The organism is Streptomyces sp. NPDC028711, from assembly GCF_055565415.1.
The window spans coordinates 548,698-562,201 of the sequence record NZ_JBVHUJ010000003.1 but is presented as its reverse complement, the minus strand read 5'-3'; the positions used below and the strand labels follow the sequence as shown (position 1 = coordinate 562,201).

14 protein-coding genes are annotated in these 13,504 nt (G+C 73.9%); 9 read left to right on the top strand and 5 right to left on the bottom strand.

The genetic code is table 11. The features are described from left to right. Positions 1–33: 33 nt before the first annotated feature. Together ACZ4VK_RS13600 and ACZ4VK_RS13595 are read right to left on the bottom strand one after the other, a co-directional pair. Positions 34–432 carry a hypothetical protein gene (locus tag ACZ4VK_RS13600; protein WP_468351711.1) on the bottom strand — a complete coding sequence of 133 codons (399 nt, stop codon included), beginning with the start codon at positions 430–432 and terminating at the stop codon, positions 34–36. A 160-nt stretch (positions 433–592) separates the two neighbouring features. After that, the gene (locus tag ACZ4VK_RS13595) at positions 593–1,378 is read right to left on the bottom strand and encodes an SDR family NAD(P)-dependent oxidoreductase (RefSeq protein ID WP_468351709.1); all 786 of its coding nucleotides are present in this window, start codon (positions 1,376–1,378) and stop codon (positions 593–595) included. 263 nt (positions 1,379–1,641) lie between these two features. Here ACZ4VK_RS13595 and ACZ4VK_RS13590 point away from each other — a divergent pair, with 263 nt between their 5' ends. The 3 genes from ACZ4VK_RS13590 (at position 1,642) to ACZ4VK_RS13580 (ending at position 4,085) form a co-directional block, all read left to right on the top strand. Next, positions 1,642–2,130: a hypothetical protein gene (locus ACZ4VK_RS13590; RefSeq protein WP_468352064.1), complete on the top strand. Its 489-nt coding sequence runs from the start codon at positions 1,642–1,644 to the stop codon at positions 2,128–2,130. A 132-nt stretch (positions 2,131–2,262) separates the two neighbouring features. Continuing rightward, positions 2,263–2,802 carry an ArsR/SmtB family transcription factor gene (locus ACZ4VK_RS13585; RefSeq protein WP_468351707.1) on the top strand — a complete coding sequence of 180 codons (540 nt, stop codon included), beginning with the start codon at positions 2,263–2,265 and terminating at the stop codon, positions 2,800–2,802. After that, positions 2,799–4,085 carry an MFS transporter gene (locus tag ACZ4VK_RS13580; protein WP_468351705.1) on the top strand — a complete coding sequence of 429 codons (1,287 nt, stop codon included), beginning with the start codon at positions 2,799–2,801 and terminating at the stop codon, positions 4,083–4,085. The genes ACZ4VK_RS13585 and ACZ4VK_RS13580 overlap by 4 nt, the downstream gene beginning before the upstream one ends. 257 nt (positions 4,086–4,342) lie before the next feature. Here the strand turns inward: ACZ4VK_RS13580 and fusA are convergent, their stop codons facing one another. Next, on the bottom strand, positions 4,343–6,367 hold the full coding sequence (gene fusA / locus ACZ4VK_RS13575; protein ID WP_468351702.1) for an elongation factor G: 2,025 nt from the start codon (positions 6,365–6,367) through the stop codon (positions 4,343–4,345). A 382-nt stretch (positions 6,368–6,749) separates the two neighbouring features. On the opposite strand from fusA, the gene ACZ4VK_RS13570 reads away from it, so the two are divergent. After that, positions 6,750–7,589, top strand: a complete 840-nt coding sequence (locus tag ACZ4VK_RS13570) for an aldo/keto reductase (protein ID WP_468351700.1) — start codon at positions 6,750–6,752, stop codon at positions 7,587–7,589. Positions 7,590–7,598: 9 nt separating this feature from the next. On the opposite strand, the gene ACZ4VK_RS13565 is transcribed toward ACZ4VK_RS13570, so the two are convergent. Next, positions 7,599–8,009 carry a VOC family protein gene (locus ACZ4VK_RS13565; protein WP_468351697.1) on the bottom strand — a complete coding sequence of 137 codons (411 nt, stop codon included), beginning with the start codon at positions 8,007–8,009 and terminating at the stop codon, positions 7,599–7,601. Between the two features lie 307 nt (positions 8,010–8,316). Here ACZ4VK_RS13565 and ACZ4VK_RS13560 point away from each other — a divergent pair, with 307 nt between their 5' ends. Next, the gene (locus tag ACZ4VK_RS13560; protein ID WP_468351695.1) at positions 8,317–8,943 is read left to right on the top strand and encodes a nucleoside/nucleotide kinase family protein; all 627 of its coding nucleotides are present in this window, start codon (positions 8,317–8,319) and stop codon (positions 8,941–8,943) included. A 13-nt stretch (positions 8,944–8,956) separates the two neighbouring features. Here the strand turns inward: ACZ4VK_RS13560 and ACZ4VK_RS13555 are convergent, their stop codons facing one another. After that, complete coding sequence (locus ACZ4VK_RS13555) at positions 8,957–9,706, bottom strand: CTP synthase C-terminal region-related (seleno)protein (protein ID WP_468351693.1); 750 nt, start codon at positions 9,704–9,706, stop codon at positions 8,957–8,959. Positions 9,707–9,803: 97 nt separating this feature from the next. Here ACZ4VK_RS13555 and ACZ4VK_RS13550 point away from each other — a divergent pair, with 97 nt between their 5' ends. From ACZ4VK_RS13550 to ACZ4VK_RS13535, 4 genes are all read left to right on the top strand, one after another. After that, positions 9,804–10,328, top strand: coding sequence for a tetratricopeptide repeat protein (locus tag ACZ4VK_RS13550; protein ID WP_468351691.1), 525 nt, complete (start codon positions 9,804–9,806; stop codon positions 10,326–10,328). 14 nt (positions 10,329–10,342) lie between these two features. Next, positions 10,343–11,224, top strand: coding sequence for a LysR family transcriptional regulator (locus ACZ4VK_RS13545; RefSeq protein WP_468351689.1), 882 nt, complete (start codon positions 10,343–10,345; stop codon positions 11,222–11,224). A gap of 49 nt (positions 11,225–11,273) precedes the next feature. Next, positions 11,274–12,233 (top strand): DUF1444 domain-containing protein, encoded by a 960-nt coding sequence (locus tag ACZ4VK_RS13540; RefSeq protein WP_468351687.1) that lies wholly within the window; start codon positions 11,274–11,276, stop codon positions 12,231–12,233. A 120-nt stretch (positions 12,234–12,353) separates the two neighbouring features. Beyond that, a complete protein-coding gene (locus ACZ4VK_RS13535; RefSeq protein WP_468352062.1) occupies positions 12,354–13,496 on the top strand; it encodes an aminopeptidase P family protein in 1,143 nt (380 codons plus the stop codon). Positions 13,497–13,504 lie beyond the last annotated feature (8 nt).

Here is a 13,504-nt window from a genome sequence, read left to right as displayed (position 1 = left end):
CGGCCGGCCTTCTCTGAGCGGGGACGGACGTCGTTACGAGACGTTCCAGTCGCCCTTGATCTCGACCTTCTCGTTGAAGATCTGAGCGTTCTTGATCAGTGCGGCGCTGACCTGCGGGCCGCCCCGGCCGGAGGCCGCCACCGCCTCGTCGACCATCTGCCGGATGTCGCTCTCGAAGTCGCGGTCGCGCAGCATGTGCGCCGTGAGCATCCGCTCCAGGTCCTGCCGGCCGGTTTCGTCGTCCGGCGCTTCGGTCACGCGCTCCAGCGCGGCCTGGGCGTCGCCGTCCCCGCGGAAGCGCTCCCGGATCCGGGCGACGAGCCGCGCCCCACCGGTCCAGCCGCTCCGCCCGGCCTCCTGGCCCGTGGCTTCCAAGGCACCCTTGACCACGAGCGCGACGCCTGCTGCGGCGATGGCCGTCAACGGATCCATGACTTCCCCCGATTGTTCCCGTACGCACCCCGTACGCGCGTGGAGCCATTCAAGTACGCACCACGTGGTGCGCCAGAGGTTCCGCGAACAATGACCGAAAGCCGTCGGCCCGCCGCCGTCCGCGATGGCTGGATCTCGTTGGGCGACGGGCGGGGCGAACTCAGTGGACCGAGAGCCCGCCGTCCACGAAGAGGGAGTGGCCCGTGACGTACGCGGAGGAGGCGCTCGCCAGGAAGACGGCCGCGCCCGCGAAGTCCTCGGCCAGGCCGTTGCGGCCGGTCATCGTGCGGGCGGCAAGGGCGGCGACCTTCTCCGGGTCGGAGGAGAGGCGCTGGTTGAGCGGGGTCATGACGAAACCGGGCACGAGCGTGTTGGCGGTGACCCCGTACGGGGACCAGGCCTCCGCCTGGGAGCGGGCGAGGGACTCCAGGGCGCCCTTCGACACCCCGTACGCCCCGCTCTGCACGAACGCGCGGTGCGCCTGCTGCGAGGTGACGTGGATGATCCGTCCGAACCCGCGCTCCGCCATGCCGGGACCGAACCGCTGACCGAGGAGGAACGGCGCCTCCAGGTTCACGGCCATCGTGGCGTCCCAGACCTCCTCGTCCAGCTCGCCCAGCGGCGGCCGGAGGTTGATGCCCGCCGAGTTGACCAGGATGTCGGGCTCCCCGAAGACGCCCGCCGCCCGCTCCGCCGCCTCCTTGATCCCCGTACGGGTGCTCAGATCGGCGCTCACCCACGCGGCCCGGCAGCCGTCGGCCGTCAGCTCGCCGACGGTCGCGACCAGTTCGGCCTCCTTGCGGGCCACGATCACCACGCTCGCCCCGGCGCGCGCCAGGGCCCCCGCGATGGCACGGCCGATGCCGGAGCTGCCGCCCGTGACGAGGGCGGTGCGGCCTTCGAGGGAGAACAGGTGGGCCAGGTAGCCGGCGGGGGTGATGCTCATCGATGTCGCTCCTCGCGTCGTGCGTGTACCCGCCCGGTCCGTGTGCGGTGGAGGGCGGATACACGCATCCTGGCAGACGACTCGGGCGTACGGACTGAACCCGAGGTGGGGACCCGGGCAGCCCTGATTGCCGAGATCGGGCAACCGGGCTGTGACCGGTGTGCCGACACGGCCCCGCGACGCCACCGGATCGCCTGCCTATCGTGCTCAAGGAGACAGGCACGGAGAACGGGCACGACCGAAGGGGCGAAGACGTGGCGGACATGTCGCACGCGGGCAGGACCGGCGCACGCCGGGAAGACGCGGCCGAGGGAGTCCTGAGCGCGCGGGCCGGCCTCTGGTTGTCGCTGGTGCTCGCGGTGCTCCTGGGCGCGCTGTCGGGCCTGGTGATGCTCCCCGCGGCCCAGCACCTCCGCTCCCTCCAGGACGGCCGGCGGGCTCAGGCGACGCTGCTGACGAACGGCCCCTGCATGACGGGCAGTTGCAGGGTCTCGTTCGAGGCCGGGGGACGGACCGTGGTCGCGGCACTGCCGATGGGGAGCGGCGGCCGGTACAGCGATGCAGGCACCCTGCTGGACGTCCGGTACCGGGCGGACGATCCCCAGGTGGTCGCCCGTGAAGAGGACGTGAGCGGTGGCGGGGCGGCCGTACTGGCCGTGATCTCGGGAGCCGCCGCCCTGCTCTTCGCGGCCCTGTCGGTCTTGTCGGCGGTCGTCATGCGTCGCCGGCGGCGCGCGGAGCCTGTCCGCTGAGCCGGGTGCGGGGTCGGGCGAGGTCGAGAAGGAGGGTGCGGGAGCGGAGCCGCAGCACGTGCGGGACAGCCGATCCGGAAGCCCGGGCGAAATCCTCTTGCCCAATGGTCAAGAAGTGTTGACCATTGGGTCATGCCTGCCGATGAACTGCCCGAGACGTTCCATGTCACCACCGACGAGCAGCTGCGCGCCGTCTCCAATCTCACGCGTCACCGCATCATGGCCGTGCTCCGCTTCGAGCCCGCGACGATCACGCAGATCGCCGAGCGAGTGGGCCTGGCGAAGGGCAGTTCCAGCTATCACGTGCGGCTGCTCGAACGGGCCGGCCTGGTGAAGGTGGTGCGAACGCGGAAGGTCCGGGGGGTCACCGAGCGGTACTACGCGATGGCCGCGCGGTCCATCGTGCTGCCGGATCCGGGCGAGGGAGGCCCGGACGTGCTGATGCGGCATGCGGTGGCGGACCTGGAGGCAGCCCCGGCGGATGGCGAGCGGCACGTGCGGATGGCGCATCTGCGGCTCACCGGGGAGCAGTTCGCGGAGCTGGGGGCGCGGCTGCAGGCACTGGCGGACGAGTACCGGGAGCTGTCCGATCCGTCACTGCCGGACGCGTCACTCGTCTTCGCCCTGTTCCACCCGGCACCGCGCGAGCAGGCCGAAGGAGACGCCAAGTGACCTCGGAGGTTAGGAAGTTGCCGACCGGGTTCGGGCGGCTGTGGACCGCGCAGACGGTGTCCTCTCTCGGCGACGGGGTGTCGCATGCCGCGCTGCCGCTGCTCGCGTTGACGCTGACGCGGGATCCGATGGCGCTCGCCGTCGTCACGGCGGCCGGAACGCTGCCGTGGCTGCTCTTCGGGGTCCTCGGCGGTGCGCTGGTGGACCGCTGGGACCGTCGGCGCACGATGTGGGTCACGGACGCGGCGCGTGCGGTGCTGCTCGCGATACCGGCGGCAGCGGCCGTGCTCGACGTGCTGAGCGTTCCGCTGCTCGCGGCCGTCGCCTTCCTGCTCGGCCTCGGCGGGCTCTTCTTCGACACGGCCGCCACGGCCTATCTGCCGGATCTGCTCGGCCGCGACCCCGCGCTCCTGGAGCGCGCCAACTCACGCCTGCGCGGCACCCAGACCGCCGCGTCCGGCTTCGCGGGGCCGCCCGCGGGCAGTGCCCTGCTCGCGCTCGGGCGGGCGTTTCCGCTGCTCGCCGACGCGGTGTCGTTCGCGCTCTCCGCACTGCTCGTACGGTCGCTGCCCGCCACACCCCGCCCTGTACCCCAGGCCCGTGAGTCGCTGCTGCGGCAGGCGCGGGCCGGCGCCTCGTACGTGTTCCAGGATCGTCTGCTGCTGGGGCTCGCGCTGCGCCCGGCGGTCGGGAACATCGCCTTCCTCGCCGTGGAGACCGTCCTCGCCCTCTTCGCGCACGACCGTCTCGGCATCGGCACCTTCGGCTTCGGCCTGCTCCTCACGGCGGAGGCCACCGGCGGTCTGCTCGGCGCGGGCATCGCCTCCTTCCTCGGCCGGCGGCTCGGCACCGGCACCGCGCTCACCTGCACGGCCGCAGCCGAGGGACTCGCGATCCTGGGCCTCGCCGCCGCCCCGAACCCCTACGTCGCCGGCCTCGCGCTCGCCGTCTGCGGAGCGGGCATGGGCGCCACGATGGTGCTCGGCCCCTCCCTCCGACAGACGATCGTCCCCGCCCACCTGATGGGCAGGGTCGCCTCCACCTCCCGCATGCTCGCCATGTGCGCCGCCCCGTTCGGAGCCTTCCTCGGCGGCTGGCTGGCCACCACCTACGACGTACGCACCCCGCTCTACGCCGCCGCCGGCCTCCTCCTCACCATGACCGCCGTCACGGCGACCATGACCGGTAACCGGCGGGTCGAGGCGGCGCTGCGTGCCGCCGCCCCGGCCGATGATCCGGATCACCCGGAAGCCAAGGATCCCGTTCGGAAGGGCGCCGTGTAGGACTCGGCGAGATCGTCGAGTTGCCGGCGCACCGGTCGACGACAGGTGTCGTCGACCGGATCCGCCCGCGCCGCCGAGGCGGCCGCTCCGGCGGCGACGGGACGGCCCCCAGGGGGCGGCCCCCAGGCGGGAGGCTCCCGGCGGACGGCCCCCAGCGGGTGGGCATCACCCCGCACGAGTCACCCCGTACGAGTGTGCCCGTACGGGTTAGCCCGTGCGAGTCACCCCGTACGAGCCGACTCGCACGCACCCGTCGACTACACGCCCGACACCCGGTCCGGCGCCGCCGCGTACCCCGCCGGGCGGGTCGTGAACGTGCCCCTGCCCTGGGTCCGGCCGCGCAGGCGGGACGCGTAGCCGAAGAGTTCGGCCAGCGGGACCGTCGCCGCCACCACCGCCGTACCGGAGCGGGTCGTCTGGTCCGTCACCCGGCCCCGGCGGGCCGCGAGGTCGCCGAGGACCGCGCCGACGGACTCCGCGGGGACGGTGACCGTCACCTCGGCCACCGGCTCCAGGAGCGTCATCACGCTCGCGCGGAGCGCCTCGCGGAGCGCGAAGCGGCCCGCCGTCCTGAACGCCATCTCCGACGAGTCCTTCGGATGCGTGGCGCCGTCCGTGAGCGTGACCCGGACACCCGTCACCGGGTGGCCGCCGAGGGGACCCTCGACGAGCGCGTCCCGGCAGCCGGCCTCGACCGCGCGGATGTACTCCTGCGGTACCCGGCCGCCCGTGACCGTGGACGCGAAGGTGAACTCCTCGCCCTCGGGCAGCGGTTCGACGTCGATGACGACATGGGCGAACTGGCCCGCGCCGCCGTCCTGTTTCACATGGCGGTACAGCAGGCCGGCGACGCCCTTCGTCACCGTCTCCCGGTACGCGACCTGCGGACGGCCGACCGTGACCTCAAGGCCCCGGTCGCGCCGCAGCTTCTCCACCGCGACCTCCAGGTGCAGTTCGCCGAGCCCGGACAGCACGGTCTGGCCCGTCTCCGGGTCGGACCGTACGACAAGCGACGGGTCCTCCTCGGTCATCCGGGCGAGCGCCGTGGCCAGTCGGCCGGTGTCCGTGCCGCGGCGGGCCTCCACCGCGACCGAGACCACCGGGTCGGCGGTCGTCGGCGGTTCGAGGACGACCGGCGCGTCCGGTGCGCACAGCGTCGCACCGGCGCGGACGGCCTTCGGCCCGACGACGGCGACGATGTCACCGGCGCGCGCCACCTCGACCTCCGTCGCCCGGTCGGCCTGGACCCGCAGGATGCGGGCGATCCGCTCGGTGCGGCCGGTGACGGCGTCGAGCACGGTGTCCCCCTTCGCGATCGTGCCCGCGTAGACGCGGACATAGGTCATGCGGCCGGTGGCGGTCGCGCTCACCTTGAACGCGAGCGCGGTGAACGGAGCCTCCGGGTCCGCCGGCACCTCCCCGCGTACCGGCGGCATGTCCGGCGGCGCCGGGAGGTACGCGACGACGGCGTCGAGCAGCGGCTCGACGCCCCTGTCGCGGTACGCCGAGCCGCAGAGGACGACCACGGCCTCGCCCGAGAGGGTGAGGTCGCGGAGCGCCGCCGCGAGCGTCCCGTCGGAGAGCGCGGAGCCCTCCCCGCAGAACTCCTCGAGGGCACCGGGATGCAGCTCCGCCACCGTCTCCTCCAGGCGTCGCCTGCGGTGCCGGGCCTCGTCGCGGAGCCCGTCGGGGACCGGCTGCTCGGTGTACGAGTCGGCGCCGTCGGGCCACACGTACGCCCGCATCCGGACCAGGTCCACGACGCCGGTGAAGCCGTCCTCGCGGCCGATCGGCAGCTGGACGGGCAGCGGGACGGTGCCGAGGCGGGTACGGATCGACTCGACGGCGGTGTCGAGCTCGGCACCCGCGCGGTCCATCTTGTTCACGAACGCGAGGCGCGGGACACCGTGCCGGTCGGCCTGCCGCCACACCGCCTCGCTCTGCGGCTCGACGCCCGCGACGGCGTCGAAGACGGCGACGGCGCCGTCGAGGACGCGCAGCGAACGCTCGACCTCGTCGGAGAAGTCGACGTGCCCGGGGGTGTCGATCAGGTTGATCCGGTGTCCGGCCCAGTCGCAGCTGACGGCCGCCGCGGAGATCGTGATGCCCCGGTCCCGCTCCTGCGGGTCGAAGTCCGTGACGGTCGTGCCGTCATGGACCTCGCCCCGCTTGTGGATGGCGCCGGTGAGGTACAGGAACCGCTCGGTGACGGTGGTCTTGCCCGCGTCGACGTGGGCCAGGATGCCGAGGTTGCGGACGGTGGTGCTGTCAGGGGTACGCACGGTCTCGTGCCTTTCGCTGCTGCGTGGAGAACGGGGCAGCGCGATTCCCGGACGAGCCTCCGTCAGGAGGAGGACGTCGTCACGGGCGGCGATGGCGGGCGCGCAGCCGCCACCGCTCGGCGGAGGAGGCGAGGATCACGTCGTACCGGGCACGGGAGGAGGACACGGCGACGGCGTCATGGCTGCGCACGGTCCTCTCCCCTCGGTCTTACGGCTCCGCGGCGCACCGAGTGGTGCGCCGAGACGTGAGTGTAGGGAGCCGAACGGGCCGTGCGACAACGGTTTTCGCCCGCCGGTCACGCCAACCGCGTTGTTAGCCTTGGATCTTGATCGAGAAGTTCGTTGATCGAGAGGTTTCTTGATCGAGAGGCGGGGAGCAGAGATGACACCGACCACGTTCCGCATCGGCGGGGACCTGAGCGTGCGGAGGCTCGGATTCGGGGCCATGCGCCTGCCGGCCGGGCCAGGGCCCGCCCGAGAGGCGTCCCTCCAGGTGGCGCGGCGGGCCGTCGAGCTCGGCGTCACGCTGATCGACACCGCTCACATGTACGGCTGGGGCGCCAACGAGGAGCTCCTCGCCGAAGCCCTCCATCCCTACGCGGACGGGCTGCTCATCGCCACCAAGGTCGGCATCGCACCGGCACCCGAGCCGGACGGGTGGCGGCACGACGCACGGCCGGACGCCCTGCGCGGCCAGGTCGAGCACGCGCTCCGCCGGCTTCGCGTCGAGCGGATCGAGCTGCTCCAGCTGCACCGCATCGATCCGCGGGTGCCCCTCACGGAGCAGCTGGGGGCCCTGCGGGAGCTCCAGGCCGAGGGGAAGGTCGGACGGATCGGGCTGTCCGAGGTCACCGTCGCCGAACTCGAACGGGCGCGGGAGATCGTCGACGTCGCCAGTGTGCAGAACCGTTACAGCCTCTTCGACCGAGAGCACGAGCCCGTGCTCGCGGCCTGCGAGGCGGCCGGAATCGCCTTCCTGCCGTGGCGGCCCGTCGCCGGAGGAACGCCGGGCGCGTCGGCCGCCCTCGCCGCCTTCGCGTCCGAACTCGGCGCGACGCCCGCGCAGGTCTCCCTCGCGTGGCTCCTCCACCGCTCACCCGTCATCCTCCCGATCCCGGGCACGGCCAGGGCGGCGCACCTGGAGGAGAACGTCGCGGCGGCCGACCTGGACCTGGCACCGGCTCAGCTCGACCGGCTCGACCGGCTGTCCGGGCAGGCGTAGGCGCGAGGGCTACGCGCCCGCCGGCTGGAGGAGGTCCCAGCGGTTGCCGTACAGGTCCTCGAAGACGGCGACGGAGCCGTAGGGCTCGTGGCGCGGGTCCTCCAGGAACTTCACACCGGCCTCCGACATCCGGGCGTGGTCCCGGGCGAAGTCCTCGGTGTGGAGGAAGAAGCCGACCCGGCCGCCGGTCTGGTTGCCGACGGAGGCCTCCTCGGCGTCGTTCTTGGCGCGGGCCAGGAGCAGACCGGCGTTGCCGAGGCCCCCGACCCCCGCGGCGCCGCGCGGGCGGACGACGACCCAGCGGCTCCCGTCGCCCCGGTCGGTGTCCTCGACCAGGTCGAATCCGAGGGCGTCGGTGTAGAAGGCGATGGCCTCGTCGTAGTCACGGACGACGAGGGTCACGAGTGCGATGGACGGCATTACCCCAACGTAATACGCGGAACGGGCAGGAACTACTCGCGTCGACCCGCGCCGCCCCGGACCCGACCCTCGTCCCGTCGAGGGTCGCACCGAGGGTCGGGGAGGGGGCGGAGAGGAACGGGAGGGGGGTCGGACCGAGGGTCGGGGAAGGGGCGGCCCGGAGTCGTGCTCGCGCCCCTCCCCGTTCCCGCGCCGGGTCCGCGTGCCCGGGGCCCGGAGTCGTGCTCGCGCCCCTCCCCGTTCCCGCGCCGGGTCCGCGTGCCCGGGGCCCGTACCCCCGCCCCCACCCGATGCGACAATCCCCCGCATGGACGCACAGGGATTCGACCGGCTCGTGGACCGCGCGCGGAGCCTCGCCCTGCCCGGGCGCCGCAGGATCCTCGGGCTCGCCGGGGCTCCCGGGGCCGGGAAGTCCACGCTCGCCGCGCGGCTCGTCGACCGGCTCGGCGGGCTCGCCGTCCTCGTCCCCATGGACGGCTTCCATCTGGCCCAGGCCGAGCTGGAACGTCTCGGCCGGGCCGGCAGGAAGGGCGCGCCCGACACCTTCGACGCCGCCGGGTACACCGCGCTCCTCGCCCGGCTGCGCGCCCCCGAGCCCGGCACCACCGTCTACGCGCCCGCCTTCGACCGCGCCCTGGAGGAGCCGGTCGCCGGGGCGATCCCCGTCGGGCCCGACGTCCCGCTCGTCGTCACCGAGGGCAACTACCTCCTGTACGGCGAGGGCGCCTGGGCCGGAGTCCTGCCCCTGCTCGACGAGGCCTGGTACCTGGACCTGGACGAGCGGCGCCGCGTCCCCCGGCTCGTGGAACGGCACGTGCGTTTCGGCAAGGACCGGGCCCACGCCGAGCGCTGGGTCCAGGACTCGGACGAGGCGAACGCCCGCCTGGTGGCCGACAGCCGCGCCCGCGCCCACCTCGTCGTGACGATGGACTGAACCGATCGGCCTCTCAGCGCGCCACGGCCGACCGGTCCGCCGCGTGTCGCACCGCCGCCGCCGCGAGCCCCCGGATCAGCGGATGCGGCCGCGTGCCGTCGCCCGCGAGTTCCGGCTGGAAGAGGGTCGCCAGGAAGAAGGGGTGCGCGGGGAGTTCCGCGACGCGGATCCCGCCGTCCTCGTCCGCGCCCGTGAACCGCAGGCCGTGCGCCCGCAGCGTGTCCAGGTGGCGGGTGTCGGGGCCGTACTGGCAGTGGTACCGCTCGACGGTCCGCTCCGCGCCGATGGCCCGCTCGGCGAGGGAGCCCGGGGTGATCCGTACGACCCCCTCGTGGCCCACGAGCGAGCAGGCCAGCGGCGCGATCAGCAGGTCGCCCCGGTCGGCCGCCGGGTCGTTCTCGGCGTGCGCGGCCCGGGTGAGGCCGCAGACGTTCCGCGCGTACTCCAGGAGCGCGTGCTGGAAGCCGCCGCAGGTGCCCAGGAACGGGACGCCGTCCTCGCGGGCGGTACGGATCGCCGCCAGCGCCCCCGCCTCGCTCGCGTACGGGCTGCCCGGCAGCACCCACACCGCGTCGAAGCCCCGCACCGCGCCGGGCGCCTCCGCGTCCCCCGTGGGGATCCAGTACGCGTCGAGGGCGAGACCGTCCCGCTCGGCGAGCGCGTCGAGGAGGACCGGGATCCGGACGTGCGAGCGGACGTGCGGGGAGCGGTCCCCGACCAGAGCGATACGGGGGACGGGGCGGGGGAGTGTGTTCGTGTGCATGGCCACCATCCTTGGCGCCGTCCCCACTTCACGTCCAACGATGATTCCCGCATCGTCCATCACGAACGCTTATGACCAGGTGGATAGGGTGAGCGTCATGACGAACGATCAGGACTGGGAGCAGCGCGTCGCCGCCCTCTGGGAGAGCCTCGACGCCCACGAGCCCGCCGACTTCCGCGCCCGCGCCGCCGAACTCGCCGCCGAACGGCCCGCCGACGACCCCGCCGCCCTCTTCGAGCAGGGCGCCGCCCACGACTCCACCGGACAGCCGGAGGAGGCCGTCCGGTACTACCAGCGGGCGCTCGACCACGGCCTCAGCGGGCTCCGCCGCCGCCGGGCCGTCATCCAGCTCGCCAGCAGCCTGCGCAACCTCGGCAGGCCCGACCGCAGCGTCGAACTCCTCACCGCCGAGCGCGCCCTCCCCGCCGACCGGCTCGGCTCCGACGAGACCGCCCTCGCCGGAGCCGTCGACGCCTTCCTCGCCCTCGCCCTCGCCGACACCGGACGCGACCGCGAGGCCGCCGCCCTCGCCCTCGGCGCCCTCGCCCCCCTGCTGCCCCGCTACAACCGCTCGCTCGCCCACTACGCGCGCGCTCTGCTCACCTCCCCCGACGGGTCCTGAGGGCCGGCGCCCGGATGGACCCCCACCTCCTCCGTACGTACGTCACCGTCGCCCGGCACGCCTCCTTCTCCGAGGCCGCGCGCGAGCTCGGTTACACCCAGTCCGCCGTCTCCCAGCACGTCGCCGCCCTGGAGGCCGGCCTCGGACTGCCCCTGCTGACCCGCAGGCCCGTCGCCCCGACCCCGGCGGGGGAGCGGCTCGTCGAGCACGCCCGGGCCCTGCTGCTCCGTATCGACGCGGCCCGCGCCGACCTCGACCGGTTCGCGGCCGCGCCCCGCGCGGCCCTGAGCGTCGCCGCCTCCCCGCTCGCCCTCCACGCCCGGACGCTCGCCGCGCTCCCCGCCACCGGCGTCACCCTGCGCGGCCTGCCCCCGGAGCGGGTGCCCGCCGCCGTCGCCTCCGGTGAGGCCGACGCCGGTCTCGTCGACGGGATCGCCGCCCCCAGCGACCCGCTGCGGCTGCCCGACGTCGCCCCGCTCACCGCGACCGGCGTCGCCGAGGAACCCCTCGCCGTCCTCCTGCCCCGCGCGCATCCGCTCGCCGGGCGCTCCGGACTCCGGCTCGACGACCTCGCCGACGCCCGCTGGCTGGACGCGCCCGCCGCCGGCGTGCCGCTCGACCGGCTGCGGGCCGTCCACGGTGGACCGGCGGGACACGGTTTCCGGACCGCCCTGCGCTACGAGGGCACCGACACCCGTACCCTCACCGCTCTGGCCGCCGCCGGCCACGGACTCGCCCTGCTGCCCCTGCCCGTGGCGACGGGCGTCCCCGGCGCCACCGCCGTCCCCCTGGTCGCGCCCCGGCTCGTCCACCGCACCGAACTCCTCCTCCTGAGCGGCGCACACGCCGAACCGAGCGGCCCGGTGGCCGAGTTCGCCCGACGGCTCAGGAGCTGACACCCGCAGTCGCTACCCTGTGCGCAACGGCGACGGAAGGCGGGCAGGCGTGGGGTGGCTGCGACGAGGACCCAGGCGGGACGGCGACGACGCACCGAGGGACCCCGAGTTCGCGTACTTCTCCGAGCGCGAGGCCGCGCTCTTCCGCCGGCAGGTCAGGGAGACCTTCGCCGAACTGGGCCTGGAGGTCACCGTCTACGGCGACCACGTCATCGACGACAAGGGACGCCGCTTCGGCCTCGGCAACCTCGCCGCCGTCTGCCACCAGGACCGGCGCGGCCCCCGCGTCTGGCCCGGCATGATCGACCGGCACATCAGTCTCGTCGTCCGCGCCATGGACGGTCCCTCCGCGCTCGACACCCTGCCGCCCGAGCAGATCCGCTCCCAGCTCTACCCGCGCGTCGTCAGCGGCGACGGCATCGACGCGGGCGCCTTCGGCTACGCGCGGACCGTCGCCCCCGGCCTCTACGAGATCCTCGCCCTCGACCTGCCGGAGAGCGTCATGATGCTCACCGACGAGGCCCTCGAACGGCTGGGGGACCACGCCCAGCTCCGGGACCGCGCCCTGCGCAACCTGCGCGGGCTGCCCGTCGAGGAGCACGAGACCGTCCGTGACGCCGACGGCATGTGCTTCGAGATCATCCTCGGCGACTCCTTCTACACCGCGAGCCGCGTCCTCGACCTGGACGGGGTGGTCCGGCGGGTCACCGGTCTGCCGCTCGGTGAGCACGGCGCCCTCGTCGCGATGCCGTTCCGGCACCAGCTCGCCTTCCACCCCATCCGCGACACCTCGATCATCCCGGCCCTCGGCGCGATGGCCTCCTTCGCCGCCTCCGGGTACGAGGACGTGCCGGGCGCCATCAGCCCGTACGTCTTCTGGTGGCGCGGCGGGACGCTCACGCAGCTCAGCGAGCACGACCAGGAGCGGGGGGACCTGCGGATCGTCGTCGGCGACGACTTCCAGGAGCTCCTGGAACACCTCATCGCCCAGGGCCCCGACCGCCGCTGACCGGTCGGCGCCGAGGTCCCCACCACCTGACCGGTCGCGGGCCGAGTGCCCGCCCGGCAGGATGCTGTACGTCCGGGACACGAGCGGAGCCGAGAAGGAGTCCCCATGCCAGGAGTCCCCATGCCGAGCGGTGCGGTCCCGGAAGAGGCCGTCCCCTTCACGGCGGACGACTACCGTGCCCGGATGACCCGCGCCGCCGAGTCCGCCGCCGACGCCGGACTCGCGGGCGTCGTCGTCGCCCCCGGCCCCGACCTCGTGTACCTCACCGGCTACCGGCCCACCGCGATCACCGAGCGGCTCACCGTCCTCGTCCTCGCCGCCGGACAGGAACCGGTCCTCGTCGTCCCCACCCTGGAGGCGCCCGACGCCGAGAGGGCCGCCGGGGCCGCCGCCCTCACCCTGCGCGACTGGACCGACGGCAAGGACCCGTACGCCGTCACCGCGCCCCTCCTCGACGTCGACGGCCGCTTCGGCGTCAGCGACAACACCTGGGCCATGCACCTCCTGGGCCTCCAGCAGGCCCTCCCGGGCACCTCGTACGTCTCCCTCACCCAGGCCCTGCCGATGCTCCGCGCCGTCAAGGACGCGCGCGAACTGGCCCGGATCGCGGCCGCCGGAGCCGCCGCCGACCAGGCGTACGGCGAGATCCTGAAGGTCCGCTTCGCCGGCCGGAAGGAGACCGACGTCGCCGCCGACCTCGCCCGGCTGCTCCTGGAGTCCGGCCACTCCCAGGTCGACTTCACCGTCGTCGGCTCCGGCCCCAACGGCGCCGACCCCCACCACGAGGCCGACCACCGGGTCATCGAGCACGGCGACATGGTCGTCCTCGACTTCGGCGGCCTCAAGCACGGCTACGGCTCCGACACCACCCGTACCGTCCACGTCGGCGAACCCACCGACGAGGAGCGGCGGATCCACGACCTCGTACGGGAGGCCCAGCAGGCCGGCTTCGAGGCCGTACGGCCCGGGGTGGCCTGCCAGGACGTCGACCGGGCGGCCCGCGAGGTCATCACGGACGCCGGCTACGGCGCCCACTTCATCCACCGCACCGGCCACGGCATCGGCGTCACCACGCACGAACCGCCGTACATGATCGAGGGCGAGGAGCTCCCGATCGTCCCCGGCATGTGCTTCTCCATCGAACCGGGCGTCTACCTCCCCGGCCGCTTCGGCGTCCGCATCGAGGACATCGTCACGGCGACCGAGGACGGCGCGGGACGCCGCTTCAACCACACACCGCGCGAGATGGCGATCGTCGAGTAGCCGGGCGG